General features: G+C 63.7%; 28 protein-coding genes. 7 read left to right on the forward strand and 21 right to left on the reverse strand.

From position 1 onward, the window contains the following. Window positions 1-186 precede the first annotated feature (186 nt). The gene (locus XH80_RS38100; protein WP_220006322.1) at window positions 187-1,809 is read right to left on the reverse strand and encodes a peptide chain release factor 3; all 1,623 of its coding nucleotides are present in this window, start codon (window positions 1,807-1,809) and stop codon (window positions 187-189) included. A 166-nt stretch (window positions 1,810-1,975) separates the two neighbouring features. Here XH80_RS38100 and sugE point away from each other — a divergent pair, with 166 nt between their 5' ends. Beyond that, entirely contained in the window at window positions 1,976-2,290 is a 315-nt protein-coding gene (gene sugE, locus XH80_RS38105; RefSeq protein ID WP_057758032.1) for a quaternary ammonium compound efflux SMR transporter SugE, read from the forward strand. Here sugE and XH80_RS38110 read toward each other — a convergent pair. The 7 genes from XH80_RS38110 to XH80_RS38140 form a co-directional block, all read right to left on the reverse strand. Beyond that, window positions 2,283-3,299, reverse strand: a complete 1,017-nt coding sequence (locus tag XH80_RS38110) for an inorganic phosphate transporter (protein ID WP_271603051.1) — start codon at window positions 3,297-3,299, stop codon at window positions 2,283-2,285. The two genes, sugE and XH80_RS38110, sit on opposite strands and share 8 nt — an antisense overlap. A gap of 99 nt (window positions 3,300-3,398) precedes the next feature. Beyond that, entirely contained in the window at window positions 3,399-4,043 is a 645-nt protein-coding gene (locus XH80_RS38115; RefSeq protein WP_057758037.1) for a DUF47 domain-containing protein, read from the reverse strand. Between the two features lie 157 nt (window positions 4,044-4,200). Next, complete coding sequence (locus tag XH80_RS38120) at window positions 4,201-5,169, reverse strand: branched-chain amino acid ABC transporter permease (RefSeq protein WP_271603052.1); 969 nt, start codon at window positions 5,167-5,169, stop codon at window positions 4,201-4,203. Between the two features lies 1 nt (window position 5,170). Next, window positions 5,171-6,034, reverse strand: a complete 864-nt coding sequence (locus XH80_RS38125; RefSeq protein WP_057758041.1) for a branched-chain amino acid ABC transporter permease — start codon at window positions 6,032-6,034, stop codon at window positions 5,171-5,173. A 72-nt stretch (window positions 6,035-6,106) separates the two neighbouring features. Beyond that, a complete protein-coding gene (locus XH80_RS38130; protein WP_271603053.1) occupies window positions 6,107-7,330 on the reverse strand; it encodes an ABC transporter substrate-binding protein in 1,224 nt (407 codons plus the stop codon). Window positions 7,331-7,419: 89 nt separating this feature from the next. Then, on the reverse strand, window positions 7,420-8,166 hold the full coding sequence (locus XH80_RS38135; protein WP_220006316.1) for an ABC transporter ATP-binding protein: 747 nt from the start codon (window positions 8,164-8,166) through the stop codon (window positions 7,420-7,422). Beyond that, window positions 8,159-8,914, reverse strand: coding sequence for an ABC transporter ATP-binding protein (locus XH80_RS38140; RefSeq protein ID WP_063983735.1), 756 nt, complete (start codon window positions 8,912-8,914; stop codon window positions 8,159-8,161). Before XH80_RS38140 ends, XH80_RS38135 begins: the two co-directional genes overlap by 8 nt. A 308-nt stretch (window positions 8,915-9,222) precedes the next feature. Here XH80_RS38140 and XH80_RS38145 point away from each other — a divergent pair, with 308 nt between their 5' ends. After that, window positions 9,223-9,903 carry a hypothetical protein gene (locus XH80_RS38145; RefSeq protein WP_271603054.1) on the forward strand — a complete coding sequence of 227 codons (681 nt, stop codon included), beginning with the start codon at window positions 9,223-9,225 and terminating at the stop codon, window positions 9,901-9,903. On the opposite strand, the gene XH80_RS38150 is transcribed toward XH80_RS38145, so the two are convergent. Further along, a complete protein-coding gene (locus XH80_RS38150) occupies window positions 9,900-10,265 on the reverse strand; it encodes an ArsC family reductase (RefSeq protein WP_271603055.1) in 366 nt (121 codons plus the stop codon). The two genes, XH80_RS38145 and XH80_RS38150, sit on opposite strands and share 4 nt — an antisense overlap. 107 nt (window positions 10,266-10,372) lie before the next feature. Between XH80_RS38150 and XH80_RS38155 the strand changes: the two genes are divergently transcribed. From XH80_RS38155 to XH80_RS38165, 3 genes are all read left to right on the forward strand, one after another. Beyond that, window positions 10,373-10,744: a tRNA-binding protein gene (locus tag XH80_RS38155; RefSeq protein ID WP_271603056.1), complete on the forward strand. Its 372-nt coding sequence runs from the start codon at window positions 10,373-10,375 to the stop codon at window positions 10,742-10,744. Between the two features lie 193 nt (window positions 10,745-10,937). After that, window positions 10,938-11,570 carry a TetR/AcrR family transcriptional regulator gene (locus tag XH80_RS38160; protein ID WP_271603057.1) on the forward strand — a complete coding sequence of 211 codons (633 nt, stop codon included), beginning with the start codon at window positions 10,938-10,940 and terminating at the stop codon, window positions 11,568-11,570. Between the two features lie 3 nt (window positions 11,571-11,573). Next, window positions 11,574-12,350 (forward strand): sulfite exporter TauE/SafE family protein, encoded by a 777-nt coding sequence (locus XH80_RS38165; RefSeq protein ID WP_271603058.1) that lies wholly within the window; start codon window positions 11,574-11,576, stop codon window positions 12,348-12,350. On the opposite strand, the gene XH80_RS38170 is transcribed toward XH80_RS38165, so the two are convergent. The 3 genes from XH80_RS38170 to XH80_RS38180 all read right to left on the reverse strand — a co-directional run bounded on the left by XH80_RS38170 (window position 12,347) and on the right by XH80_RS38180 (window position 14,079). After that, on the reverse strand, window positions 12,347-13,051 hold the full coding sequence (locus XH80_RS38170; protein WP_271603059.1) for a glutathione S-transferase family protein: 705 nt from the start codon (window positions 13,049-13,051) through the stop codon (window positions 12,347-12,349). The genes XH80_RS38165 and XH80_RS38170 overlap by 4 nt on opposite strands. A 103-nt stretch (window positions 13,052-13,154) precedes the next feature. Then, complete coding sequence (locus XH80_RS38175; RefSeq protein WP_164934179.1) at window positions 13,155-13,298, reverse strand: hypothetical protein; 144 nt, start codon at window positions 13,296-13,298, stop codon at window positions 13,155-13,157. Between the two features lie 115 nt (window positions 13,299-13,413). Continuing rightward, window positions 13,414-14,079, reverse strand: coding sequence for a DUF429 domain-containing protein (locus XH80_RS38180; RefSeq protein ID WP_271603060.1), 666 nt, complete (start codon window positions 14,077-14,079; stop codon window positions 13,414-13,416). A gap of 1,153 nt (window positions 14,080-15,232) precedes the next feature. Here XH80_RS38180 and XH80_RS38185 point away from each other — a divergent pair. Further along, window positions 15,233-16,558 carry a TROVE domain-containing protein gene (locus tag XH80_RS38185; protein ID WP_271603061.1) on the forward strand — a complete coding sequence of 442 codons (1,326 nt, stop codon included), beginning with the start codon at window positions 15,233-15,235 and terminating at the stop codon, window positions 16,556-16,558. Between the two features lie 106 nt (window positions 16,559-16,664). On the opposite strand, the gene XH80_RS38190 is transcribed toward XH80_RS38185, so the two are convergent. The 9 genes from XH80_RS38190 to XH80_RS38230 form a co-directional block, all read right to left on the reverse strand. Further along, window positions 16,665-17,012: a carboxymuconolactone decarboxylase family protein gene (locus XH80_RS38190; RefSeq protein ID WP_271603062.1), complete on the reverse strand. Its 348-nt coding sequence runs from the start codon at window positions 17,010-17,012 to the stop codon at window positions 16,665-16,667. Window positions 17,013-17,015: 3 nt separating this feature from the next. After that, entirely contained in the window at window positions 17,016-17,537 is a 522-nt protein-coding gene (locus tag XH80_RS38195; RefSeq protein WP_271603063.1) for an RNA polymerase sigma factor, read from the reverse strand. Further along, the gene (locus XH80_RS38200; RefSeq protein ID WP_271603064.1) at window positions 17,534-17,743 is read right to left on the reverse strand and encodes a YgaP family membrane protein; all 210 of its coding nucleotides are present in this window, start codon (window positions 17,741-17,743) and stop codon (window positions 17,534-17,536) included. Before XH80_RS38200 ends, XH80_RS38195 begins: the two co-directional genes overlap by 4 nt. Window positions 17,744-17,920: 177 nt before the next feature. Then, complete coding sequence (locus XH80_RS38205) at window positions 17,921-18,613, reverse strand: GNAT family N-acetyltransferase (protein ID WP_271603065.1); 693 nt, start codon at window positions 18,611-18,613, stop codon at window positions 17,921-17,923. Between the two features lie 4 nt (window positions 18,614-18,617). Next, window positions 18,618-18,965: a Lin0512 family protein gene (locus XH80_RS38210; RefSeq protein ID WP_271603066.1), complete on the reverse strand. Its 348-nt coding sequence runs from the start codon at window positions 18,963-18,965 to the stop codon at window positions 18,618-18,620. A 207-nt stretch (window positions 18,966-19,172) separates the two neighbouring features. After that, entirely contained in the window at window positions 19,173-20,837 is a 1,665-nt protein-coding gene (locus tag XH80_RS38215) for an acetolactate synthase large subunit (RefSeq protein ID WP_271603067.1), read from the reverse strand. Window positions 20,838-21,493: 656 nt separating this feature from the next. Next, window positions 21,494-22,327 carry an O-methyltransferase gene (locus XH80_RS38220; protein ID WP_271603068.1) on the reverse strand — a complete coding sequence of 278 codons (834 nt, stop codon included), beginning with the start codon at window positions 22,325-22,327 and terminating at the stop codon, window positions 21,494-21,496. 16 nt (window positions 22,328-22,343) lie between these two features. Further along, window positions 22,344-22,970, reverse strand: a complete 627-nt coding sequence (locus XH80_RS38225; RefSeq protein WP_271603069.1) for a PadR family transcriptional regulator — start codon at window positions 22,968-22,970, stop codon at window positions 22,344-22,346. A 165-nt stretch (window positions 22,971-23,135) separates the two neighbouring features. Beyond that, window positions 23,136-24,029 carry a LysR family transcriptional regulator gene (locus XH80_RS38230; RefSeq protein ID WP_271603070.1) on the reverse strand — a complete coding sequence of 298 codons (894 nt, stop codon included), beginning with the start codon at window positions 24,027-24,029 and terminating at the stop codon, window positions 23,136-23,138. Window positions 24,030-24,131: 102 nt separating this feature from the next. Here XH80_RS38230 and XH80_RS38235 point away from each other — a divergent pair, with 102 nt between their 5' ends. After that, on the forward strand, window positions 24,132-24,872 hold the full coding sequence (locus XH80_RS38235) for an SDR family oxidoreductase (RefSeq protein WP_271603071.1): 741 nt from the start codon (window positions 24,132-24,134) through the stop codon (window positions 24,870-24,872). Window positions 24,873-24,903 lie beyond the last annotated feature (31 nt).

The following is a 24,903-nucleotide window of genomic DNA, read 5'->3' on the forward strand; positions in this document are numbered from 1 at the left end:
GTTCACATGCTCGCGTGTGCCCCGCTGTCGTCGTCCGGCTCGACCGGGCGACCCAGTACTCCGAGACGGCAGTGATTGAATCGATGGGCTGCGGCGTACTGGATGCCCCGGTCAAGCCGGGGCATGACAGCGGAGGGTGTGGCTGCGCAGTGTGTGTCCCCCCGCGGCGGTGGGCGCAGGAGCACCCTACCCCTTCTTCTTGACGTCCTTGACGTTGGTGAACTCGATGCCCTCGGCACGCTCCTTGGTGTAGCCGAGATAGAACTCGTTCCGGGCGAGGTACACGGGATCGCCGTCGACGTCATCGGCGATGCTGGAGGTATTGGCGGCGATGAAGGCGTCGAGTTTCTTGCGATCCTCCGAGGAGACCCAGCGCGCGAGCTGGAACTCGCTGACCTCGAACTCGACCGGCAATGAATATTCCGCCTCCAACCGCGCCTTGAGCACGTCGAGCTGCAGCGCGCCGACCACCCCGACCAGCGCCGGTGCGCCGTCGCGCGGACGGAACACCTGCACGACGCCCTCTTCCGACATCTGCTGAAGCGCTTCCTTCAGCTTCTTCGCCTTCATCGCGTCGGTGAGACGGACGCGGCGAACGATTTCGGGTGCGAAGCTCGGCACGCCGACGAAATTGAAGTCCTCGCCTTCGGTCAGCGTATCGCCGATGCGCAGCGTGCCGTGATTGGGAATGCCGACGACGTCGCCGGCAAAGGCCTCGTCCGCCACCGAACGGTCCTGGGCAAAGAAGAATTGCGGGCTCGACAGCGGCATGCTCTTGCCGGTGCGTACCAGCTTTGCCTTCATACCGCGACTGAGCTTGCCGGAGCAGAGGCGCGCGAACGCGATGCGGTCGCGGTGGTTCGGATCCATGTTCGCCTGGATCTTGAACACGAAGGCGCTCATGCGCGGATCGGTCGCCTCGACCTTGCGCTGGTCGCTGTCCTGCGCGCGTGGCTCGGGAGCGAACTTGCCAAGACCTTCGAGCAGGTCGCCGACGCCGAAATTGCGCAGCGCGCTGCCGAAATAGACCGGCGTCAGATGGCCCTCGCGGAATGCCTCGAGCTCGAACGGCTTCGAGGCCTCGGTGACGAGCTCAAGCTCCTCCTTCACCGCAGACGCATCGAGATTGGCGTTGAGCTTGGCGAGCTCGGCAATCTCGATCTGCTGCGCAGCGCCAGTCTTGGCGCCCCCGCCTTCGAGCAGACGCACACCGCCGTTGATGACGTCATAGGTACCGAGGAAGTCGCGTCCCCGGCCGACCGGCCAGGTCATCGGCGTGGTGTCGAGCGCCAGCGTCTTCTCGATCTCGTCGAGCAGCTCGAACACGTCGCGGCTCTCGCGATCCATCTTGTTGATGAAGGTGATGATCGGGATATCGCGAAGGCGACAGACCTCGAACAGTTTTCGCGTCCGCGCCTCGATGCCTTTGGCGGCGTCGATCACCATGACCGCGGAATCCACCGCGGTGAGCGTACGGTAGGTGTCTTCCGAAAAGTCTTCGTGGCCTGGCGTGTCCAGCAGGTTGAACACGAGGCCCTCGAACTCGAAGGTCATGACCGAGGTCACGACCGAGATGCCGCGCTCGCGCTCAATCTTCATCCAGTCCGAGCGGGTGTTGCGGCGCTCACCCTTGGCCTTGACCTGGCCGGCGAGATTAATGGCGCCGCCAAACAGCAGCAGCTTTTCGGTCAGCGTGGTCTTACCGGCGTCCGGATGCGAGATGATCGCAAAGGTGCGCCGCCGCGATACTTCAGCGGCAAGCGGGGAACGGGCCGGCGATTCGGCTGCGGTGGCGGCAATGTCGGACATGGCGGGAGCGTTTGGCAGGGAAAATGGCCCGGATCAAGCCTGATGTGGTGATTGCGCAGCCCTTCGGCCAGCCCCATATCGGCCCTGGCCAAATTGGTTTGGGGGAGGACGGCCTTCCTGCTCATCAGCCTAGCGGGGACGGCCCTGCCGTGAATGGAGGGTCGTCATGGCCTGGAGCATCCTGTTCGTCGCCGGTCTTCTCGAGATCACCTGGGCGATCGGCCTCAAATACACCGAGGGTTTTACCAGACTGGTTCCCTCCGTCATCACGCTCGCGGCCATGGCCGGCAGCGTGATCCTGCTCGGCATCGCCCTGAAGTCGCTGCCCGTTGGAACTGCCTATGCGGTCTGGACCGGCATCGGCGCGGTCGGCACGGCAACGCTTGGCATCTTCCTGTTCGGCGAGCCGGCCACGGCGCTTCGCCTCGGCAGCATCGGGCTGATCGTGGCGGGCATCGCCGGGCTGAAGCTCGTTACTTGAAGAGCTGGACCGCCCACCAGCTCAGTGCCGCGACGACGGCTGAGGCCGGGATCGTGATGACCCAGGCATAGACGATCGAGCTCGCCACGTTCCAGCGCACCGCCGAGACGCGGCGCGCTGCACCGACGCCGACGATAGCGCCGGTGATGGTGTGGGTGGTCGAGACCGGCACGCCGAGGAACGTCGCCATGAACAGCGTCGCCGCGCCGCCAGTCTCGGCGCAAAAGCCCTGCATCGGCGTCAGCTTGGTGATGCGCAAGCCCATGGTGCGGACGATACGCCAGCCGCCCATCAGCGTGCCGAGAGCCATCGCGGCCTGGCAGGACAGCACCACCCAGAATGGCACCGAGAATTCGCTGCCGAGTTGACCCTGCGAATACAGCAGCACGGCGATGATGCCCATCGTCTTCTGCGCGTCATTGCCGCCGTGGCCGAGCGAATAGAGCGAGGCCGAGGCGAATTGCAGAATGCGGAAGGCGCGGTCGACCGCGAACGGCGTCGAGCGTACCGAGAGCCATGACACGACCGCGACCAACATCATTGCGAGCAGAAAGCCCACCAGCGGCGATAGCACGATCGCAAGCACGGCCTTGGACAGACCGCTCCACACCGCCGCCGAGATTCCCGCCTTGGCCATGCCGCCGCCGACAAGGCCGCCGATCAGCGCATGCGAGGACGAGGAGGGAATGCCGAGCCCCCAGGTCACGAGATTCCAGACAATGGCGCCGACCAGCGCCGCAAAGATCACCTGGGCGTCGACGATGGCGGGATCGATGATGCCGGTACCGATGGTTTGGGCGACGTGCAGGCCGAACACCATGAAGGCGACGAAATTGAAAAACGCGGCCCAAAACACCGCGAATTGCGGCCGCAGCACCCGGGTCGAGACGATGGTCGCGATCGAATTGGCGGCGTCGTGCAGGCCGTTCAGGAAGTCGAACAGCAGCGCGACGGCGATCAGTCCGACCAGGACGGGAAGACCCAGAGGGCCCAAGACGGCAGCATCCACGGCGCGGCCCCTGCTCTAAGCTTTGCACATGATCTCCGCGCAAACGCATTCCGCGTTTGTCGCGAAGGAAAACCGCTGCACACTTTTCCGGATCATGCGCTACACTTGCTCAATGACGATGCTGTTGATCTCGTTCGCGACATCGTCGAAGCGATCGGCCACTTTTTCAAGGTGATCATAAATCTCCACGCCGACGATGAAATCCATCGCGTTACCGGTGCGATGCTTGAGGAACAGCTCCTTCAGGCCGATGTCGTGGAGATCGTCGACGCGGCCCTCGAGCTTGGTCAGCTCCTCCGTGATCGCGGTCAGCATTGCCACGTTCTTGCCGATCTGCTGCATCAGCGGCAGCGCGCGGCCGACCAGATTGGCGCATTCGATCAGCAGCGCGCCGATCTCGCGCATCGGCGGCTCGAAGGTGCGGACCTCGAACAGCATCACGGCCTTGGCCGTTTGCTGCATCTGGTCGATGGCATCGTCCAGCGAGGTAATGAGGTTCTTGATGTCGCCCCGGTCGAACGGCGTAATGAAGGTGCGGCGCACCGCCGTCAGCACCTCGCGGGTGATGTTGTCGGCATCGTTCTCGAACTGGCTGACGCGCTGGCAATAGACCGGCGTCTCCTCGCCGCCGTTCAGCACGCCCTGGAGCGCGATGGCGCCCTGGATAACGGTCTGGGCATGGCGGTCGAACAGGTCGAAGAACCGTTCTTCCTTGGGCAGGAAAGCGCGAAACCAACGCATCATGGGGATAGTCTACCTGGTGCAAATGACCCGGTCCGGGCGGACCGTCACGCAACCGTCATAGACCATTTTCGCCTCGTGCGCGTGTCATCTCACGCCCGCCAGGCGGGATCATCCACCGGATTTACTTCCACATGAAAACTTATGTTATATCAGTATCTTAGAGAGATCTCCGAAAGTAATGCGCGATTTCGCCGATGACGCCACGGCGGAAGGTGAGCACGCAGATCACGAAGATCGAGCCTTGGATCACCGTCACCCACTGGCCGAAGCCGGCCAGATATTGCTGCATGGCGATGATGACGAAGGCGCCGACCACGGGACCGAAAATGGTCCCGAGACCGCCGACAAGCGTCATCAGCACGACCTCGCCGGACATCGACCAGTGCACGTCGGTGAGCGAGGCGTTCTGCGCCACGAACACTTTCAGTGCACCAGCGAAACCCGCCAGCGTCCCCGACAGGACGAACGCCAGGAACTTGTACTGGTCGGTCCGATAGCCCAGTGAGATCGCACGCGGCTCGTTCTCGCGGATCGACTTCAGGACCTCGCCGAAGGGCGAGTTGATGATGCGGTAGATCAGCAGGAAGCCGGCGAGGAAGCCGACCAGCACGACATAGTAGAGCACGGTCGGCTTGGACAAATCGAGCACGCCGAACATGTGCCCCTGCGGGATGCCCTGGATGCCGTCCTCGCCATGGGTGAACGGCGCCTGGAGGTAGATGAAATACAGCAGTTGCGACAGCGCCAGCGTGATCATCGAGAAGTAGATGCCCTGGCGGCGGATCGAGATATAGCCCGTGACGAGCGAGAGCGCGAAGGCCGCGACAATGCCGACGAGGATGCCGAGTTCCGGCGGCAGTGCCCACACCTTCAGGGCGTGCGCGCTGCAATATCCGGCGGTGCCGAGGAACATCGCGTGTCCGAAGGACAGCAAGCCGCCGTAGCCGATCAACAGGTTGAAAGCGCAGGCGAGCAGCGCAAAGCACAGCGCCTGCATCACGAAGAACGGATACACGCCCGTAAACGGCACCGCAGCCAGCAGCAGCGCCATCACCGCGAACAAGACCATCTCGTCATGCATGGCGCGCGGCGTGACCCGCAGCGTATCGTCCGTCAAGGCTGTCATGTCAGGCTGCCCTTCCCGTCAATCCCGTTGGCTTCACCAGGAGCACAAGCACCATCAGCACGAACACGACGGTGTTGGAGGCCTCGGGGTAAAAATACTTGGTCAGGCCCTCGATCACACCGAGCGCAAAACCGGTGATGATGGAGCCCATGATCGATCCCATGCCGCCGATCACCACCACCGCAAACACAACGATGATGAGGTCGGCGCCCATCAGCGGCCGCACCTGGTTGATCGGCGCCGAGAGCACGCCGGCGAGCGCGGCAAGGCCGACGCCGAGGCCGTAGGTGAGCGTGATCATGCGCGGCACGTTGATGCCGAAGGCGCGGACCAGCGTCGGATTTTCGGTTGCGGCGCGCAGGTAAGCGCCAAGCCGCGTCTTCTCGATCAGGAACCAGGTGGCCAGACACACCACCAGCGAGAAGATGACGACCCAGCCGCGATAAACGGGTAGGAACATGAAGCCGAGATTCATGCCGCCCTTGAGCTGGTCCGGAATGGCGTAAGGCAGGCCGGAGGAGCCGAAATAGTTCTGGAACACGCCCTGCACGATCAGCGCGATGCCGAAGGTCAGCAGCAGGCCGTAGAGGTGATCGAGCCCGGTCAACCACTGCAGCATGGTCCGTTCCAGGATCATGCCGAAGATGCCGACGATGACCGGCGCCAGCAGCAGCGCCCACCAGTAACTGATGCCGCCGATGTTCAGCAGGAAATAGGCGACGAAGGCGCCCATCATGTAGAGCGCGCCGTGGGCGAAATTGATGATGTTGAGCATGCCGAAGATCACGGCAAGCCCGAGACTGAGCAGCGCGTAGAACGAGCCGTTGATCAGTCCCACCAGTAGCTGTGCGTAAAGAGCCTGCATCGATCTCGCACCCGGTCCCTTCGGCGTTCCCAAAGTAGCGCCCGCCGGCTTACGGCCGGCGAGCTGTTGGTCTTACTTCTTGAGCAGCGCGCACTTGCTCTCGGAGAGCGGCGTGAAGGCCTGATCGCCCGACACCGTGCCGACGAGCTTGTAGAAGTCCCACGGTCCCTTGGACTCGGAGGGCTTCTTCACCTCGAACAGATAGGCGTTGTGGATGGTGCGGCCATTGGGCTGGATCTCGCCCTTGCCGAACAGATCGTCCTCGGTCGGCATCGACTTCATCTTCTCGACGACCTTGACGCCGTCATGCGGATTACCGCCAAGCGCCTCCAGCGCCTTGAGATAGTGGCGTACGCCGGCATAGACGCCTGCCTGCACCATGGTCGGCGGAGCGCTGTTCTTCATCTTTGCGGCAAAGCGCTTGGAGAAGGCGCGGGTCTTGTCGTCCATGTCCCAGTAGAACGTCTCGGTGAAGTTCAGGCCCTGCGCGGTCTCCAGACCAAGCGCCTTGACGTCGGTGAGGAACAGCAGCAGCGCTGCGAGCTTCTGGCCGCCCTTGCCGATACCGAACTCGGCAGCCTGCTTGATCGTGTTGGTGGTATCACCGCCGGCATTGGCAAGGCCGATGATCTTGGCCTTGGAGGCCTGCGCCTGGAGCAGGAACGAGGAGAAGTCCGGCGTGTTGAGCGGATGCTTGACCCCGCCGACCACCTTGCCGCCATTGGCGGTGACGACCGAGGTGGTATCGCGCTCCAGCGCCGCACCGAAGGCGTAGTCCGCGGTCAGGAAGAACCAGGTGTCGCCACCGGCCTTCACCAGCGCCTGGCCCGTGGTGTGGGCGAGCATGTAGGTGTCGTAGGTCCAGTGCACGGTGTTCGGCGAGCACTGCGCGTTGGTGAGGTCCGAGGTCGCCGCACCGGAATTGATGTAGACGCCGTTCTTTTCCTTGACGACGTTGTTGACGGCGAGCGCCACGCCCGAATTCGGCACGTCGACGATGACGTCGACCTTGTCGACGTCGAACCACTGCCGCGCGATCGCGGTGCCGATGTCCGGCTTGTTCTGGTGATCGCCCGAGATCACGTCGATCTTCCAGCCCTTCGCGGCGAGGCCGGAATCTTCAACTGCCATCTGCGCGGCGAGCGTCGAGCCGGGGCCGCCGAGGTCGGCGTACAGGCCGGACTGATCGGACAGCGCGCCGATCTTGACGGCCTTGTCCTGCGCGGACGCTTCGCCTGCTGCGGCGAAGGTGAGCGCGGTGGTCAGCAGCAATGACGCAATCGACCTGGTCTTCATGCAACTTTCCTTTTTAAATTTTCTCGTTGGCAGTTCTTCGGCTTCAGCATGGTCTCTTCGGAGAACGCTACGCACTTCCTGATCATGCCCTAAACACCGAGATAGGCGTGGAGCTTGTCCATGTTGGCGGCAAGCTCCGAATTGGAAAATCCGTCAATGATCTTGCCGTGCTCGACCACATAATAACGGTCGGCGACGGTGGACGCGAAGCGGAAGTTCTGCTCGACCAGAAGGATCGTGAAGCCTTCCTTCTTGAGCCGCGCAATGGTGTGACCGATCTGCTGGATAATGACGGGTGCCAGGCCTTCGGTCGGCTCATCCAGCATCAGAAAGCTTGCGCCCGTGCGCAGGATGCGCGCGATCGCAAGCATCTGCTGCTCGCCGCCGGACAGCTTGGTGCCCTGGCTGCTCAGCCGCTCCTTCAGGTTCGGAAACAGGTCAAAGATCTGCTCGAGCGGCAATCCGCCTGCTCGAACCACCGGCGGCAGCAGCAGGTTCTCCTTCACGTCGAGGCTGGAGAAAATTCCCCGCTCCTCCGGGCAAAACGCGATTCCCATGCGCGCGATCTTGTCGGAGGTCGCGCGGATGATCTCCTGATTGTTGAATTTGATCGAGCCGGTCCGCTTGCCGATGATGCCCATGATCGACTTCAGCGTGGTGGTCTTGCCGGCGCCGTTGCGCCCGAGCAGCGTGACGACCTCGCCCGCGTTCACGTCGAAATTGATCCCGTGCAGGATGTGGGACTCGCCGTACCAGGCCTCCAAGTTGCGGACCTGGAGGATATTGCCGCCGGTTGCACCCTTCATTGGGGCCTCGGCCATTGCAGTCTCAGGCATGACCGGCCCCCAGATAGGCTTCCTTGACGCGCTCGTCCTTGGTGAGCTCGGAATAATGCCCCTGCGCGAGCACCTGCCCGCGCGTCAGCACGGTGATGATGTCGGAGAGATTGGCGACGACGCTCAAATTATGCTCGACCATCAGGATGGTATATTTCGCCGAGATACGCTTGATCAGCGCCGCGATCTTGTCGATGTCCTCGTGGCCCATGCCGGCCATCGGCTCGTCCAGAAGCATCATTTCCGGATCAAGCGCGAGCGTGGTTGCGATCTCGAGCGCGCGCTTGCGCCCATAGGCCATCTCGACCGCAGGCGTATTGGCGAACTCGCTGAGGCCGACATCGTTCAACAGCTCGCGCGCCCGGTCATTGAAGCGGTTGAGCACGGACTTGGAGCGCCAGAAATCGAAGGAGGAGCCATGCTGGCGCTGAAGCGCGACACGAACATTCTCCAGCGCGGTGAGATGCGGAAACACCGCCGAGATCTGGAACGAACGCACCAGCCCCAGGCGTGCCACGTCGGCGGGCGCCATCGCCGTGATGTCCTGTCCCTTGTACAGGATTTTTCCGGCAGACGGTTTGAGGAACTTGGTCAGAAGATTGAAGCACGTCGTCTTGCCCGCACCGTTCGGGCCGATCAACGCGTGGATACTGCCACGGCGAACCTTGAGCGCAACGTCGCGGACGGCGAAGAAGCCCGCGAACTCCTTGGTCAAGCCTTCCGTTTCGAGAATGAACTCATCGGCCAAACAGATTTCCCCCTGCCCGCACAATGCGCGTGGCTATCCTTGTTGCTTCGGCTTTCCGGAGGCCTTGGAGCCCGTCCCGGAACGCCGCCTCCGGGCGCGGAATATGCCGGAGGTGACGGGGGTTAGGCAAGGCGGAAAGCTGAGCAGATCAGGCCTTTGGCGGGGAGCCTTATGCTCCCTTAGTTGGAGGCTTGGTGTTGTCGCCCTGCCGGCTTCCCGGCTCGCAAGACACCGGTCATCAAGTCGTCGTTAACGGTCTTTGCTTCCGCGCGCCAGCCTTCATCAAAAATTTTCCCGCGAGCGAGATCATGCGCCGGTTCATTCGCCGGACTATTGTTTTGGATTTCTCCAGCGCTGCTCCCTCCGTCGTCAAGTCAATCAAGCAACGTGACCTGCTTAACACGTGGCTGCGACTTTATGCGCGCCATCGGACTGCCCCTGCGATCTGGGAGTATCAGCCCGCGCGGCTCGAGGAAGAACTGTCCGATCTCATCTACTACACGGTGGACCATTCGACGTCGACGCCGCGCCTGACCATCCAGAGCGAAGGCACGCGGATCTCCTGCGCCTATGGCCATACCGGCAAGGGAGTTCTGCTCGACGACTATGTCGGGCCCCGTCTCGCGCCATTCGTGATGCCGATCTATCACGAATGCGTCGCGCGCGGACTTCCGGTCTACAGCATCGCCGATGTCGAGGATATCTACGGCCGCGTCGTGGCCTATGAGCGGCTGCTGCTGCCTTTCCTGACCGACGACAAGGTCAGCCACGTCATCGCCTCGCTCAAGACCTTCTGCGAGGACGGCGGCTTCGAGATCAAGAATCTGATGCGCGGAAATGACGCGCCACCGCGGCCGAAACTGGGCACGGTGATCGACCACGACCTGTTTCACCGCGCCCCTGGCCGCATCGCGGCCGCCGACGTCGTGGAATTTGCCGATCAGCCCGGTGCGCCCGGAGTTACCGGCGAGATCATCGAGCTGAACTAGCTCTTGCGCGCCTTTGCGCCGACTTCCTTGTCGTAAATGTCAGGCTTGAACCCGACCAGGAGCTTGCCGCCGATTTCGAGCACCGGTCGCTTGATCATCGATGGTTGCGCTAGCATCAGCGCCAACGCCTTCTTTTCCGTCAGGTCCTCCTTATCGGCGTCCGGCAACTTCTTGAAGGTCGTGCCGGCGCGATTGAGCAATGTCTCCCAGCCGAGCTTGTCGCTCCATTGCTTGAGCTTGTCCTTCTCGACGCCTGCGGCCTTGTAGTCGTGGAACTCGTAGGCGACGCCATGGCTGTCGAGCCAGCTTCGCGCTTTCTTCATGGTGTCGCAGTTCTTGATGCCGTAGATGATGTTGGGCAAGACGGTCCTCGCGCATGTGTCGTGACGTGCTGTGGCGTTGTACGCAACTCCTGATCGCGCGACAATGTTGCGAACGACGCTTTCGACCTCTTCCCAATGGATACACCATGCACGTCACGCACGATCCCACTGCTGCCGCCGCGCCGACCATCGACTTCAATACGTTCCTCGCAGTCGATATCCGCGTCGGCACCATCGTCGACGCTAAACCGTTCCCTGAGGCACGCAAGCCGGCCTGGCGGCTGTGGATCGACTTCGGCGCGGCCATCGGCGTGCGCAAGAGCTCAGCGCAGATCACCGAAAACCATCCGCTCGAAACGCTGGTCGGGCAGCAGGTCGCTGCCGTCGTCAATTTCCCACCGCGCCAGATCGGACCTGTGGTGTCCGAGGTGCTGACGCTCGGCTTCCCCGATGCCGACGGCAAGGTCGTGCTGATGCAGCCGAGCAAGCCGGTGCCGAACGGCGGACGGCTGTTCTAGCCGGAGACGCCTTCCCAAGCCGCCTATCGCTTCATCCTCCTCATCTACGGCCCAGCGGCCGGGGCTTGACCTAAACCCTCTTCGCAAATATAAATGACTGACTGATCGTTTTTTATATTGATTAACTTGATTTACCTGGCTCCTGGCAGCTTCTTAAAACGATCGATCTGTCAGTTATTTATGGACCGGACGGATGCCCAAGATCAGCGACAAAAAGCGTGAAGACCGGCGACAACAGATCCTCGAAGCGGCCCTTTCCTGCTTCTCCGAAGACGGATTTCACCAGACCGGCATGGCCGACATCGTGCAGCGATCGGGACTGAGCCATGGCGCGGTCTATCTCTACTTCCAGAGCAAGGACGATCTGATCGAGGCGCTCGCCGATGACCGGCATCGCCGCGAGGCCGTCCTCAACTCGGTCGCGCAAGGGTCTGGCGATCCGATCGAGGGACTGCACGCGCTGGTGCGCGTCTATGCGCAATGGCTCACCGATCCCGCAGGCGAAGCACGGCGCCGTGTCGGCATCCACGGCTGGGCCGAGGCGCTGCGCAACCGCCGCGTTCGCGCCAGCGTCGTCGAAGGCATCGACCTGCCGCGCGCGCTGATCGTGACGCTGGTCGAGCGCGGCCAGCACGACGGCCTGATCAAGCGCGATATCGGCGCGGATGCGATCGCGCGCGTGCTGATCGCGATCTTCCAGGGCTTTGTCCTGCAAAAATGCTGGGGCGAGGATTTTGACATCGCGGCTTGCATGGCGGCCGTCGCCACCGTGATCGACGGCTTTCGCACGGCCAAGCCCGGCATCAAGCGACGGACGAGGGCGTGAGCGATGTCCTGGGTTCACGAGCTTCTCGCCGGCGGCGGTGTCGGCCTTGCCGCGGGGCTGGCTTCGGGCTTCAGCGGCACGAGTCCGGGCGGGGGCCTCGTCATCTTCAGCGTGTTGCTGCTCGGCGCCGAGCAGCACGTCGCGCAGGGCACGTCGCTCCTCACCCAGATTCCGCCGACGGGCCTCGCCGGCGTGCGCCGCTACTGGCAGAACGGTAACCGCAGCCCCCTGGCATGGATCGTCTGGATCGGCATCGGATTTCTGATCGGCGCTGTGGGCGGCGGCCATGCCGCAGCCGCCGTCTGCGATGCGGTGTTGCAATCGAGCTATGTCGTCTATCTTGTCGCGCTGATCGCGCTTCTGATCCTGCGTCGCGACCGCAAGGACGCTGGCGCCGGTGATCGCGAGCGTTTGCCCTGGCCTCCCCTGCTCCTCATCGGCGGACTTGCGGGCTTTTCCTCCGGCTTCATGGGCATCGGCGGCGGCCTCGCGATCACGGTCGGCCTCGCCGCGGGCTTGCGCGTGCCGCAGCATCAGGCGCAACTCGTCAGCCTGATCTTCTCGGTGATCCCGACCAATATCCCGGCCGCCTGGATCTACTGGAGCAAGGGCCTGATGGTCGGCTGGCCCGCCATCATCGGCATCGTTGCCGGCCTCTGGGTCGGCACCGATCTCGGCGCCCGCGCGGCCAACGGCGTCAGCAAGGCAGTGCTGCGGCGGAGCATGATCGCCCTCGTCGCCCTGATGGCGCTCTACATGACCTACAAGGCGCTGAGCTAAGGGCGCTTCGGAATGTTCAAGCCACGCTGCACGGCCGGACGCGCCAGCCCGCGCTCGAGCCAGGCACCGACCGACTTGAACCGGCTGAATTCAACGAGGTCGCCGGCGCCGTAGAAACCGATGAGGTTACGCACCCAGCCGAGCATCGAAATGTCGGCGATGGTGTAGTCGTCATCCATGAACCATTGCCGGCCGGAAAGATGCGCCTCCATCACGCCGAGCAGGCGCTTGGACTCGCTGACGTATCGCTCCAGCGGCCGCTTGTCCTCAAAATCCTTGCCGGCGAATTTGTGGAAGAAGCCGACCTGGCCGAACATCGGCCCGATCCCGCCCATCTGGAAATGCACCCATTGGATGGTCTCGTAGCGCCGGGCGGCATCTTGCGGCAGCAGCTTGCCGGTCTTCTCCGCGAGATATTGCAGGATCGCACCGGACTCGAACAGCGGCAGCGGCTTGCCGCCGGGACCGTTGGGGTCGAGGATCGCCGGGATCTTGCCGTTCGGATTGAGGGAGAGGAATTCCGGAGTCTTCTGGTCGTCCTTGCCGAAATCGACGAGATGGACCTCGTACGGCAACCCGATCTCCTCCAGCATGATCGAAACCTTCACGCCGTTGGGCGTCGGCAGCGAATAGAGCTGAAGCAATTCGGGATGCTTGGCAGGCCAACGCCTGGTGATCGGAAAGGCGGATAAATCAGACATCGTGGCCCCGGGCGCTTGCGAGAGATTCTGATTAATCTAGGCGGGCCGGGACATGGCGCAAGGCCGGATCGTCGTTACACCGATCTCTGTCGAGGAATCCCGATCACAATGGCCGCAGCAAATGGCTGGTGGCGTAGACCGCGTCGCGCTGGGCGCGCTGCTCGATGAAGAGCTGCCCGGTGACGAGCAATGCTCCGACGAAAACGAGCGCGAGCATGGCGGTCGCGAACTGACTGGCATCATTCATCGCACGAGCTTCTCTCAATTCGGTTCGCACGGGGAACGCAGACCGGCTGTCGCCAGTTCCTTTGTGGTCCAAATAATTTGCCTGTTTTTCCCGGATGCATGAGCGGCCAGCCGCTTCAGTAGTTGATCTCCATCCGCAGACCACGCGGATCGATCTCATCGCCGCCCAGACGCTCCGTGCTGTCGCGCGCCGCTACCGCGCAAGCGCAGGCATCGATGAGGTCGTCGCGGCCCATGCCGGTACCATGGCGTTGCGTCAGCCATTTCGGCAGGCGCGTGAAGCCGCGCTGCACCAGCAGTGCAATGCGCTGCTCGCAGCCTTCCGCCGACGTCTTCGTCGCAAGCCGGACTCCCCCGGCGAGATTCCGGAAGATCAATTCCGGATGCGCCTCGCCGATTGTCGCCTGCCGTGCCGGCGTCATGATCTCGTCGACGTCCCTGATCTTGTCCCTGATATTCCAGAGCTGCGCAGAGACGCCCCTGCCCTTGCCTTCGCGCTCCCAGTAATGCCTGTTCGCCGCCGCCATGTCGGGAAACGTCCAGAGATCGCGGCGGGCCCCTAGAAACACGGCGGGGCCGATCAGTTCGCGCGCATGCAAATCGCATGTCCGATAGCCGCTTGGCATCAGCCCAATCGGCATGTCGATCATCGCGCGCGCATGCGGCATCGCGAGCAGACGCGCCAGGCCAGGTGCATAATCAAATCCATGCTGGCCGCGCTCATCGATCCACGCAGCAACCCAGCCGAACCGAAATCCATCGAGACCGAGATAATTTGGCACGTCACGCGTCCACGTCTTGCAAATTTTCACATTCGCTTCGCTTGACATCTGCAAGTTGCGGGCGTATGTCCCGCGCCCTCGCGAACACTTCCGTTCGTGAAAGCATGAACCCAGTGATGAAGCACAGCTACGAAAGATTGGCGCGACTGTCGAATGGCCTCCGGCCAATCGATTGCGCATGCCCGGCTCATGGGAGCGATCTTGCCTGACCGCAAGATCGACAGTCCGCTTCTGACGGACCCTCCCGAGCCTGCCGCTCCGGAGGGTTTTTTGTTGCCCACAGCGCGGCCCCGTCGAACATCCCGGCCTTGGCCGGAACGAGAGACCCGGATCTCGGGGCTCGCGCAATCGATGCGCGTGCCCAAGCGCGCGGGGCCTGCCGGAGGGAACGAGGCGATGAGCCGGACACCGATGGCAGAGCGAACCCCGAGGGTTCGCAATTGGCGGCGCGTCGACAGCGCCGCGACAGAGATTTCGTAACTTGGTTTGCCGCGACGATCGCGGCTCAACCGACGCTGGTGGTGAAGATGTCGGATACTTCCTCCACGGTAAAGCGGGTTCGAATCCCGCCCTTGACACACGCACCGGGATGCGGCCTCGGAAAAGGTTCGCACGCGGCCCGGCGCAGGATCCGTCCGCAAGGATGGCGCCTGTGTTGTCGTCACTGAGAGCCGATATCGCCCGTTCCCCAGCGTACCCATCAACGGCCGGTGCGAAAGCATCGGCCTGGCGGTGGTGAAGATGTCTGTTACTTCGTCTGTGAAACGACCGCCCCTTTGGGGCAGCAACAGCATCGCCCGTTCCCCGCCACCCCCATCACGATCCGTGGTGAAGATCGCTGTTACTTCGACTGATAATCGAGAGGTCGCGGGTTCGAATCCCGCCCGGTGTACTGTGCACCGGTAGCTCAGCAGGCAGAGCGCTACCTGGCTTGCAGGGTAAGCTGCAAGCTGGGGTCTCAGCATCGCCCGTTCCCGGATCGTGACGTCTTCGTCCCCACCGCCGGTGGTGAAGAGCGCTGTTACTTCGTGATCGGCGATGCCTCGTTTCCATTCGGAAGTGAGCTCGCTCAACGTGCCCTCAAAGGGCAGTGCAGCCTCGCTTGTTCCCCGGCACCTTTTTGCATTCTACCATCAACACAGAGGAGGCCGTCATGGTCAGGCTCAACAAGATCGTCCGCGCCTTCACGCGTGAGGGCGCGCGCGCCGACCGTTTCACGCCCGAGATGGAGCTGAAGCGGGCGCTGATGAACTGCCTCCTGTGGGAGGACCAGTTCTACGAGGACGGCGTCGCCATCGCCGACCGCATCAAGGCGCTGGTGCCGAAGGTCGCCGCTGCCCGCGTGGCGCAGCTCGCGATCGAGGCGCGCGAGGTGATGAAGCTGCGGCACGCCCCGCTGCTCGTCATCCGCGAGATGGCGCGCAGCGAAAAGCACCGCGCCCTCGTTGCGGACACGCTTGCCCAGGTGATCCAGCGCCCCGACGAGATGACGGAGCTGCTTGCGATCTACTGGGCGGATGCGCTTGGGCCGATGCAGCAGCGCAAGCGTCAGCCGGTCTCCGCGCAGGTCAAGAAGGGCCTTGCCCGCGCGTTGACCAAGTTCGACGCCTACCAGCTCGCAAAGTACGACCGCGACGGCGCGGTGCGGATCCGGGACGTGCTGTTCCTGGTTCACGCCAAGCCGAAGGACACCGCGCAGGAAAAGGTGTGGAAGCAGCTCGTCGACGGCGAGCTCGCCTCCCCCGATACCTGGGAGGTCTCGCTCTCGGCCGGCAAGAGCAAGCGCGAGACCTTCGAGCGGCTGATCGCCGAGCGCAAGCTCGGTGGCCTGGCGCTGCTGCGTAACCTGCGGCTGATGCAGAACGCAGAGGTTCCGCGCGAGACCATCGCAGGCGCGATCGAGGCGATGCGGACGGATCGTATCCTTCCCTATCGCTTCATCACGGCGGCGCGCTATGCGCCCGATTTCGAGCCCGAGCTCGAGACTGCGATGCTCAAGTCGGTCAAGGACCATGTTCGGCTTCCCGGCCGGACGCGGCTCCTGATCGACGTGTCGGGCTCGATGTTCACGCCTCTCTCCGCGCAGTCGGAAATGACGCGGGCGGAGGCGGCGTGCGGTCTTGCCATCCTCGCGCGCGAGATCTGCGACGATGTCGAGATCTTCACCTTCAGCAATGAGGTCGTGAAGGTCCCGCCCCGCCGCGGCTTCGCGCTTCGGGACGCGATCATCAACTCGCAGCCGCACGGGGCGACCTATCTCGGCAAGGCAGTGGCGGAGATCGACCGCAGGGGCGATCGCCTCATCGTCTTCACCGACGAGCAGAGCCACGATTCTGTGCCGGAGCCCAAGGCGCGCGGCACGATGGTGAACGTGGCCTCGTATCAGCACGGAGTCGGCCACGGCGCCTGGACCCGCGTCAACGGCTTCTCCGAGGCCGTGGTCGCGTGGATCGCAGCGTCGGAGACGGCATTGAACTGACGCCCGACGACAACGGCCCCGGACGCAAGACATCGCGCCCGGGGCCATCGAAGGACTGAAACGATCCGCCTGCCCCGGCTATGGTAATGGGCTGCATCTGCATTGGTTACTTTTCTCTCCCACTCTCACGCTGCTCAAACAGCCGCTGCGCCAGCAGCGCGTGGCCGAGCGTGCCGCCGGCGCGCACCGCCGCAGCGATCAGCGCGGCCTCCGCGACCTCCTCGCGCGTCGCGCCTGATTTCGCCGCTTGCGCCGTATGCACGTCGAGGCAATAGGCGCATTGCGTGGTGAGCGCGACGGCGAGCGAGATCAGCTCGCGATACTTTGGCGGGATCAGCCCGTCCTTGCGCTCGACCGCGTGGTTGAACGCGAGGAACGCGTTCGCCTCGACCGGCGCCAGCGCGACGAAAGCGGGTATCGATTTTAAATCGTCAGAGTTTTGATAGTTTGTCACGGTTCATCTCGTCAGATATTCCCGCATCAAGGCGCGGGCGCGGTGCAGCCGAGCTTTCACGGTCTGCCTGGACGCACCGAGGGCATCGGCGATCTCATCAACGGTCATTTCCTTGACGTCGCGCATCAGCACGACGTCGCGGTAATGCGGCGGGAGTGCCTCGAAGGCTGCGGCGACGTCCAGCCGCAGATCGGCCTCGGGCCGCGCGAGCAATGCGGCCTCCGCCTCGCTCTCCTCGATCGATGGCACCAACCCCACCCTGCGCGCGAGGCGCAAGCACTCGCGGCGAACCACGCTGAACAGCCAAGCTGAAAATGCCAGCATCGAGCGAATTGTGCCGACGCGCCGGAACAGGATCCACAGCGCTTCCTGCGCTGCGTCCTCGGCATCCGCCGAGCTGCGGCAGGTAGCGCGCGCGTAGCGACGGATGTCAGGCTGCGCCGTCGCAAGCAACGACGCCATCGCCTTGGGATCACCGAGCCGCGCGGCCTCGAACAAGTCTGGCGAGATCGCGGCCGCACTCACGACACGCCTCCCCGGCCGATGCCCGCCATCGCGCACATCGGGCAATAGCCGACAAGGCCGGTCAGCGTGAGGCCGGCGCCGCCGAGCGCGACCAGCCAGGCCGGCGCGCCGGTGAGATAGACTGATGCCGCGACCGCCACTGCGATCCCAGCGGCAATCCGCACCGCCTGGTGCAGGCTGCCGATATTCTTCCTGTAAAATGCCATCGCATCCTCCCAGATGAGCCGAGGCTGACTGCCTCGATCACAAGGAGGGCGCACTGACCGAAAAGGATTCGCGGGGTGCGCAATTTTTTCCCGGCCGGCCTCCGACGCCGCGCTTGAACTTGGCGGGGATGGGTATAGCGCGCATTCGCCGGAAGTGAAGGCCATCACTGCGGATGTCTATTCCAGCTTCATCAGCGCCGTCACGTGCAGGCGGCGGCGGAGGCGCATCCCCTGCCGCTCATAGAGCGCGATGGCGGATGTATTGTTAGAAAACACGTGCAGAAACGGAATTTCGCCGCGCGCCTCGATCCGGCGCGCGACGGCTGCGAGCAGCGCCTGCGCGTAGCCGCGCCCGCGATAATCGGGGTGAACGCAGACCGCGGTCATCTCGACGAACTTGCCCGGCTTCATCCGCTCGCCCGTCATCGCGACCAGCTCGCCGCCGGCACGAATGCCCAGAAAGGTGCCGAGCTCGTGCGTGCGCGCGGCGAACGGCCCTGGCTTGGTCAGCGCCGTCAGCGCCATCATCGCTGATACGTCGGCCTTGCCGAGCGTGACGATTTCGGCGTCGCGGAGCGGACTGTCGGCGGGCGAGCCGATCATCTGGTCACCGCTCTCGGCCAGCACCACCTTGAAGCCGGCGGGAACGTCGACCTCATCAGGCGTGAACAGCGCGGCAACCTGCGAAGGCGACATGAGATCGCCAAGCGCTGCAAAACTCTCCGCCGACATGTCGATCATGTCGGCGAACGGGGTCATGTCCACGGGATAGCGCCGCGCCCGCGGGCCGCCTTCGGCCAGATGTTGATGGCTCGTCGTCAGCGCGCTCCAGATCGGACGATCCAATAGCGCCTCGTCGCTGAAGGACACCGGCTCACTCCCTGTCGAAGCTGACGATGACGGCGGCGTTGGCAATCAGGATCGGATCGTTGGCCACTTCCGTTGCCGAGGGAATTTCCAGTCCGCCCTTGACCGCGGTGACAGTCACCGTGCCGTAAGGAAGCTCCTTGGCGACCGCCTCCCTGTCGACGGCCTCGGGGTTGGGCACACCGATGGTGACATCGACGAACATGTCATTCGCGGTCTTGCCGATCATCCGGAAGAAGCCGAGGCTCGAATGCCTGATGGCATCCGACACCGCGCGCTTCGCCGCCTTGGTGGCGTCGCGGCCGTGAACGTCGACGCCCATGCCCATCTCGGTCACACAACGAACGCGAGTCATCTTTTCATTCCCGTGATTGGTTGGATGCTGAGTGTCGGCGATCGGGGATCGCGGCACAAGTGCAGTTATCATACTCAGGCGCGGACTTCGCCACATGCTCCGTCATTGCGATCGCAGCGAAGCAATCCAGGATCTTTCCGCGGAGACAGACTGGATTGCTTCGATGCGCTCGCAATGACGATGTGGAGATAGCTTCGCCTTGTCAATTCACGCCTTTGCCTTCTCATGCGCGCGCAGCTCGTCGACCAGCACGCGCACGTTCTCCGAGTAGTCGATCGGGATCGAGACGAGGTGCACGCCCCCCTCCTTGAAGGCGGCATCAAGCGTGGGGCCAAAGCTGTCGATGCTTGCGATCCGATGCCCCTTGGCGCCATACGCCTTGGCGTAGAGCGCGAAGTCGGGATTGCCGAAGGTCATGCCGTAATCAGCAAAATGATCGACCGCCTGCTTCCAGCGGATCATGCCGTAGGCGTTGTCCTCCAGCACCAGCACGACCAGATTGAGCTTGAGTCGGACGGCGGTCTCCATCTCCTGGCTGTTCATCATGAAGCCGCCGTCGCCGGCGACCGCCAGCACGCGGCGGTCGGGATAAAGCATCGCGGCCATCATCGCCGACGGCAGGCCGGCGCCCATCGTCGCCAGTGCATTGTCGAGCAGCAGCGTGTTGGCGACACGGGTGCGATAGTTGCGCGCGAACCAGATCTTGTACATGCCGTTGTCGAGCGCGACGATGCCGTTCTCCGGCATGACTTGACGGATGTCGTGCACAATCCGCTGCGGCGTCGGCGGCCAGCGCGTCTCGGTGGCGCGGTCGGCGATGTGGTTGAGAATCCCTTCGCGCAGCGGCAACAGCGCGGCCGCCTGCGGCAGCTTGCCTTCGAGCCGGTCGGCGAGAAGCTCCAGGCTCGGACCGACGTCGCCGACCACTTCGGCATCAGGGAAATAGACCAGCTCGACGCTGGCCGAGGTATAGCTGACGTGAATGACCTTCGGCCCCGACGGACCCATGATGAAGGGCGGCTTCTCGATCGGGTCGTGGCCGATCGCGATGATCAGGTCGGCGGCATCGATGGCATCGTGGACGTAGTCGCGCTCCGACAGCGCCGCGGTGCCCATGTAGAGGTTGGTGCCGCCGGGCACGGTGCCCTTGCCCATCTGGGTGGTGAAGAACGGAATGCCGGTCCTCCGCACGAAGCTTGCGATGCCGTGCGTCGAACGCGGCCGGCTGGTCGCGGCGCCCATCATCACCAGCGGACGCTTTGCAGCCAGAATCATCTCGGCCGCGCGATCGAGCGCGGCGCGATGCGCGACGGGGATCTCGATCGGATGGACCGGGATCACCGCAACAGCCTCGACCTCGTCGCCGGCGATGTCCTCGGGCAGTTCGAGATGCACCGGTCCCGGGCGCTCCTCCATCGCCACACGGAAGGCATCGCGCACCACTGTGGGGATGCTGGAGGCGCTGACGATCTGCCGCGACAGTTTTGTCAGCGGCTTCATGGTCGCGACCACGTCCACGATCTGGAAGCGCGCCTGCCGGCTGCTCATGATCGGTTTCTGCCCAGTGATGAGGATCATCGGCATCGCGCCGAGATTGGCATAGGCCGCACCGGTGGAGAGATTCAGCGCGCCGGGGCCCAGTGTGGAGAGGCAGACGCCAGGCTTGCCGGTCAACCGGCCATGGGTCGCGGCCATGAACGCGGCGGCCTGTTCGTGCCGGGTCAGGACCAGCTCGATCCTGGAGGTGCGCAGCGATTCGACAAGGTCGAGGTTTTCTTCACCGGGCACGCCAAAAATACGGTCGACGCCCTCGTTCTCGAGCGCCGCGACGAACAGGTCCGATCCCTTCACTTTCCGTTCCTGCGCGCTCATGTTGCCTCCGCTTGCTGCTGGCTCCGTGTTCCGGGAGCGGGTGCATGGTAGCGGTTGGCGGCGCAAGCACAACTCACAAAGAGGCGCACAATTGCATCAACATCGTCATTGCGAGCGCAGCGAAGCAATCCAGAATCTTTCTGCTGAGGCAGTCTGGATTGCTTCGCTACGCTCGCAATGACGGTGCATGTGAGTGACAACGTGGGTCCGTGGCTGGCATCTCCGTCGCAGACACACCTTTGCATTCTCGCGGCTCATTTCGCCCGAGCTTTGCTCTGCAACGTCACCCTCAACTGAAAGAGGGCGCAGGGAAGACCGGGTGCCGGCTGGCACCCGCGGTCCACTGTGCGATGAGTTGCGCTACAAGAATTTGCACAGCGGCATACAGGTGAAGCCAAAACATCCGGCCTTCCCTGCGCAGTGGTTTGACGGCTTATGTCGTGATCTCCCGGGGAGCGATGCACTATTGCCCCCGTCGCCTCGCAGATGACTGATGCGCGGACCCGGTTGGGCCACATGCATCACCACGAGACTTGGCGCACAGACTCCGGGCGCCAGGACCACACGATTTTGCCGTACGCGGATCACACCGGTCGTGTGCGCGACGGTCTCGCTCACGGTTGCCCGCCCTGCAAAACCTCATCGCGCCGATGTGACTAGCGTCCACCGCCATCCGGCCCGCGTTCGTGACGATCGCGATACGCCCCTCTTCCTTGGGCCGGATTACCGCGACACATACGCCGTTTCCGAATTTCGGTAAAGTGGAATATTTTTGGCGCCACGCGTTGACCGGCGGGTTGGGTGTTTTGCCCGTCGGGTCTCGCAAGGGATTGTGGCCCGCAGCCCTCACTCACCTTCAGCGACAGCTCCGTGCCGCCTTTGAGCGGCAGCGTCATCGACACGAAACCGTTGTTGGGATCGCGGATGTAATCGAGATAATCCGGCTCGGCGTTGTCGTTCATGACGTAGCCGCCGACGAGCAGTTGCGGCGCGACGATCTCGATCACCTCGCGGGCGAGCGAGGGCCCGCCCTCACCGGGCCAGCCGTCGATCAGCACGAAGTCGACGGGGCCTGCGAGATCGCGCAGCGTCTTGCGTGCATCGCCTTCGCGGATCTCGGCATAGTCGGCAAGGCCGGCCTCGGCGAGGTTGCGTTTGGCGGCCTCGACCTTGGCCGGCACGATCTCCGAGCCGATCACGGTACCGCCGCCATTGTCGCGGATAGCCGCCGCGAAATAGAGCGTCGACATCCCGACGGACGTGGCGAACTCCGCGACGCGGGTGGCGCGCAGGCCGCGGCACAACAGGTAGATCAGCTCGCCCTGCTCGGGATGGATCGAAAAGCCCAGCCCGGCATAGGCGTGGGGATCGCGGCTGCCGGAGGCACCGCGTGGGCCCCCGTCGGAAGGCCGCTGCCGCGCGCCTTGCAGGCGCGCGATCACGGCATTGACGCGCGGATCTTGAATCGGGCTGTGCGGCCGATCAGTCATGTCATGCTTTCCTTGCCTACTTGCCGAGGATTTCCGCAGCGGCGCGCTCAAGAATCGCGGCGATGCGACGTGCTTCGGCCGAGTCGCTGCCGTGCTTGCTGCGCAGCGCGCGCTTGAGGTTGTGGCGGGCGCGGTGCAGTTCGTCAGAGGCATCGGCATCGAGGTCGCTGACGCCGGCGAAGGCCTCGCGCACCTCGTCCATGCGGCGTCCGATCCGCGACAGCGCTTGCAGAATTGCATCAGCGGTGCCGCGTTGCTCGGCGAGAAACGTCTCGCCTTGCGGCGTGATGCTGTAGAGCTTGCGGCCGCCATCCTGCGCCACGCTCGCATGACCGACCTCTTCGAGATAGGTCAGGGCCGGATAGATCACGCCGGGGCTCGGCGTATAAAATCCCTCCGACCGCTCCTCGATGATCTTGATCAGCTCGTAGCCATGCCCAGGCTTGTCGGCGAGCAGCGCCAGGATCACGAGTTGGAGGTCCTGCGAGGACAACCGCCGCGCGCCCGGAAATTCGTCGCCGCCGCGGCCGAAGAAACCATGCCCGCCGCGGCCGAAGCGATGCCGTCCGCCGTGCCGGCCCATGGCGAAATGGGCGAAATGCCCGAAGTGGAAGTCCCTGTGGTCCCGGTGCTTGCCGAACATATCGTACGTCTCCTTCTCAAAACATATCTTACGATATAGCTTGCGATAAGAAGGAGGCAAATCACGGGTCCGTGATTATCCCCCCGACCTGGAGCTGGACCTTCGTCGCGCGCCGATATCAAGCTGATCCGGCCCGAAGGCTGGTCTGAATCCGAATAAATGAGTTCAGAGCTTCGCCTCGGCAAAAATGCCCGAGATCCAGTCGAGAAAGACGCGCAGGCGCAGCGCAAGCTGGCGGTTTTGCGGATAAAGCGCGGAGAGCGGCGTCGGCGACGGCGGGTGATCGGCGAGCACCTCGACCAGCGTGCCGCTGGCGAGGTCCTCCGCGAAGCGATAGCGCGGGGCCTGCGCGAGGCCGAAGCCGAGCCGGGCGAGGTCAGCCATGGTGTCGGAATTGTTCACCCGAACCCGGCTCGGCAGCACGATGTGGCGCAGCGTGCCCGCAACGGAAAATTCCAGCGGCAGCACATCGCCCGTCCGTGACGAGACGAACGCGACCATCTGATGGCCGTCGAGCGCATCCGGCGTCGCGGGCATGCCGTGCTTCGCAATATAGGACGGACTTGCCACCGTGATTTCCGCGATCGTCCCGAGGCGGCGCTGAATCATGCCGCTGTCGCCGGGATCGCCCGACCGGATCACGCAATCGACGCCTTCGCGTACGAGATCGACCAGCCGGTCGCCCTGCCCGATCTGCAATTGGAGCTGCGGATGCCGCGCCAGGAAGGCTGGCAGATACGGCAGGATGAAGGTTCGGGTCAGCAAGGGATGCGCGTCGATGCGGAGCAGACCGCGCGGCTCTGAATCGCGCAACGCCCCTTCCGCTTCCTCGACCTCGGCGAGGATGGCGACACAGCGGCGGTAATAGTCGTCACCGTCGAGCGTCGGCGTGACATGCCGTGTCGTGCGCTCGAGCAGGCGCGCCCCTAGGCGCGCCTCGAGGCCGCGCAAGACCTCGCTCGCGGTCGAGCGGGGGATGCCGAGGTCCGCGGCGGCAACCGTAAAGCTCTGCCGCTCAACGAGGCGGACGAACAGGCGCATGGCGTCAAAACGGTCCATGGCGATTGTTCACCACAGCCGACAGGTGATGGCAAGTTTCGGATGATTATCCGAGGAGAGCGATCAGCTATCTCATGGGCCGCAAGCATTACGGAGGTCCACATGACCACTCAACAGCAGCGCGCTGCCATCGTCACAGGCGGCTCCCGCGGCATCGGCGCGGCCATCGCCCGCCGGCTGGCGCAAGACGGCATCGCGGTGGCAATCAACTACGCCACCGGCAAAGCGGCTGCCGACGCGCTCGTCGAAGAAATCCAAGCCGCCGGCGGGCGCGCCTTGGCGGTGCAGGCCGATCTTGCCGACCCAACGACCGCGGTGCAGCTGTTCGATGCGGCCGAGAATGCCTTCGGCAAGATCGACATCCTCATCAACAATGCCGGGGTGATGGAGCTCGCCCCGCTCGCCGAAATGAGCGATCAGGCGTTCGCCAGGCAGATCTCGGTCAACCTCGAAAGTGTGTTCCGATCATTGCGCGAAGCGGCGCGGCGGCTCCGCGACGGCGGCCGCATCGTCAACTTCTCCTCCAGTGTTGTCGGACTGTATCAGCCGACCTACAGCGTCTATGCCGCGACCAAGGCAGCGGTCGAAGCCATGACACACGTCCTCGCCAAGGAGCTCGGCAGCCGGCGCATCACCGTCAACGCGGTCGCTCCCGGACCGGTCGAGACCCGGCTGTTCCTCGACGGCAAGAGCGAGCAGCAGGTGCGCGCCATTGCAGCGATGAACCCGTTCGGCCGGCTCGGCCAGCCCGACGAGATCGCCGGCATCGTCGCCTTCCTCGCAAGCCACGATAGCGGCTGGATCAACGGCCAGATCATCCGCGCCAATGGCGGCGTGTTCTGACGCGACACGGATTTTTCACTCGGAGAGACCT

It is taken from the genome of Bradyrhizobium sp. CCBAU 45384 (assembly GCF_028128665.1).
Lineage (GTDB): Bacteria > Pseudomonadota > Alphaproteobacteria > Rhizobiales > Xanthobacteraceae > Bradyrhizobium > Bradyrhizobium manausense.

Excerpts from the sequence above, each read along its gene's own strand:
- XH80_RS38100 (WP_220006322.1), bottom strand. The coding sequence starts at position 1,809 with ATGTCCGACATTGCCGCCACCGCAGCCGAATCGCCGGCCCGTTCCCCG.
- sugE (WP_057758032.1), top strand. The coding sequence starts at position 1,976 with ATGGCCTGGAGCATCCTGTTCGTCGCCGGTCTTCTCGAGATCACCTGG.
- XH80_RS38115 (WP_057758037.1), bottom strand. The coding sequence starts at position 4,043 with ATGATGCGTTGGTTTCGCGCTTTCCTGCCCAAGGAAGAACGGTTCTTC.
- XH80_RS38120 (WP_271603052.1), bottom strand. The coding sequence starts at position 5,169 with ATGACAGCCTTGACGGACGATACGCTGCGGGTCACGCCGCGCGCCATG.
- XH80_RS38125 (WP_057758041.1), bottom strand. The coding sequence starts at position 6,034 with ATGCAGGCTCTTTACGCACAGCTACTGGTGGGACTGATCAACGGCTCG.
- XH80_RS38130 (WP_271603053.1), bottom strand. The coding sequence starts at position 7,330 with ATGAAGACCAGGTCGATTGCGTCATTGCTGCTGACCACCGCGCTCACC.
- XH80_RS38135 (WP_220006316.1), bottom strand. The coding sequence starts at position 8,166 with ATGCCTGAGACTGCAATGGCCGAGGCCCCAATGAAGGGTGCAACCGGC.
- XH80_RS38145 (WP_271603054.1), top strand. The coding sequence starts at position 9,223 with ATGCGCCGGTTCATTCGCCGGACTATTGTTTTGGATTTCTCCAGCGCT.
- XH80_RS38155 (WP_271603056.1), top strand. The coding sequence starts at position 10,373 with ATGCACGTCACGCACGATCCCACTGCTGCCGCCGCGCCGACCATCGAC.
- XH80_RS38160 (WP_271603057.1), top strand. The coding sequence starts at position 10,938 with ATGCCCAAGATCAGCGACAAAAAGCGTGAAGACCGGCGACAACAGATC.
- XH80_RS38165 (WP_271603058.1), top strand. The coding sequence starts at position 11,574 with ATGTCCTGGGTTCACGAGCTTCTCGCCGGCGGCGGTGTCGGCCTTGCC.
- XH80_RS38170 (WP_271603059.1), bottom strand. The coding sequence starts at position 13,051 with ATGTCTGATTTATCCGCCTTTCCGATCACCAGGCGTTGGCCTGCCAAG.
- XH80_RS38175 (WP_164934179.1), bottom strand. The coding sequence starts at position 13,298 with ATGAATGATGCCAGTCAGTTCGCGACCGCCATGCTCGCGCTCGTTTTC.
- XH80_RS38185 (WP_271603061.1), top strand. The coding sequence starts at position 15,233 with ATGGTCAGGCTCAACAAGATCGTCCGCGCCTTCACGCGTGAGGGCGCG.
- XH80_RS38200 (WP_271603064.1), bottom strand. The coding sequence starts at position 17,743 with ATGGCATTTTACAGGAAGAATATCGGCAGCCTGCACCAGGCGGTGCGG.
- XH80_RS38210 (WP_271603066.1), bottom strand. The coding sequence starts at position 18,965 with ATGACTCGCGTTCGTTGTGTGACCGAGATGGGCATGGGCGTCGACGTT.
- XH80_RS38215 (WP_271603067.1), bottom strand. The coding sequence starts at position 20,837 with ATGAGCGCGCAGGAACGGAAAGTGAAGGGATCGGACCTGTTCGTCGCG.
- XH80_RS38220 (WP_271603068.1), bottom strand. The coding sequence starts at position 22,327 with ATGACTGATCGGCCGCACAGCCCGATTCAAGATCCGCGCGTCAATGCC.
- XH80_RS38225 (WP_271603069.1), bottom strand. The coding sequence starts at position 22,970 with ATGTTCGGCAAGCACCGGGACCACAGGGACTTCCACTTCGGGCATTTC.
- XH80_RS38230 (WP_271603070.1), bottom strand. The coding sequence starts at position 24,029 with ATGGACCGTTTTGACGCCATGCGCCTGTTCGTCCGCCTCGTTGAGCGG.
- XH80_RS38235 (WP_271603071.1), top strand. The coding sequence starts at position 24,132 with ATGACCACTCAACAGCAGCGCGCTGCCATCGTCACAGGCGGCTCCCGC.